General features: G+C 29.2%; 1 protein-coding gene. It reads right to left on the reverse strand.

Annotated features, from left to right (window positions below; all coding sequences use genetic code 11):
- Positions 1-591: YheC/YheD family protein (locus V7137_RS29725; protein ID WP_335701398.1), on the reverse strand; the 591-nt coding region annotated here is incomplete at its 3' end.
- Positions 592-1,054 lie beyond the last annotated feature (463 nt).

Here is a 1,054-nt window from a genome sequence, read left to right on the forward strand (position 1 = left end):
TTGGTTCTTAAAATGTTTTGATATACATGCTGTTGCCAATATTGAAACCTGATCTAATACTTGTAACGTCTCCATCATGTTAACATCTTTGATACTAGATTTTTTAAAAGCTTCGTTAATAGATAAAGTATCTCCTCCACTTTTAAAGTTTGTCACAATATAGTCTTCACGAGCAACCTTTGCATATTTTCCTGTAACCATCCAATCAGTTGTTCCTTTTTTTCGTTGTACAATATATCTAAAGTCAATGGGCCTCCCATTAATTTTCGCTAAAGAAATACATTTTTGAATAATAAAGGTTTTTTTTCGTTTTGCCTCTATATCTTTTAAATGGTCATAAAGCGAATTTTTATCTTCTATGATACTTTTCACGTTCTCGTGATGAATTTTAAATGCTCCATTATCCATTTTTATTACTTTTCTAACTCCCTTACCTCCTAATCCATAAATAGGTTTAATAATAATTTCATTGTGTATCTCTAACATTTTAAAAAGGTTATCTTTTGTAAATTTATACGTTTCCGGAATAAGTTCCTTTAGACCTGACTCCTCTAGCAAGGCTTCATATATATACCATTTATTATATGACATGATAAGTCTCCTTTCTCTTTCTAGCAAACAAAATTTTCCAACAATAATTGATTTAATTATCCAATACAAGCTTATAAAGAATTAATATAAAAACCGCAGCTATTTTGTGGTACCACTCTTCACCGCACTAATGAGGCAATTAATAAATACATTCCTATAAAACCATTAAATTTTAAAAATAAATTTCAGACTCAAAATAGTTACTATTCAATTACTTTTGAGTACCCATCATGTCCTCTGATAGATTCGAGGTTTGTACTGAAAATGCTACTTCAAATTTTTTCTTATCTTTAGTTTATGCAGGGAAATGAAGAAGGTATAGGATAAGCCCCATTCAAAGTCGACCATTTTGTTATATTTTAAAAACATCTAATTTAAAATGATTATTTTTTTTTTTCACCGCAATAAATATCAAAACCAATGTCGAAAAATAAGAACCACACCTATTTATGGTACGGTTCAC

The organism is Neobacillus drentensis, assembly GCF_036962765.1.
Lineage (GTDB): Bacteria > Bacillota > Bacilli > Bacillales > Cytobacillaceae > Neobacillus > Neobacillus drentensis_C.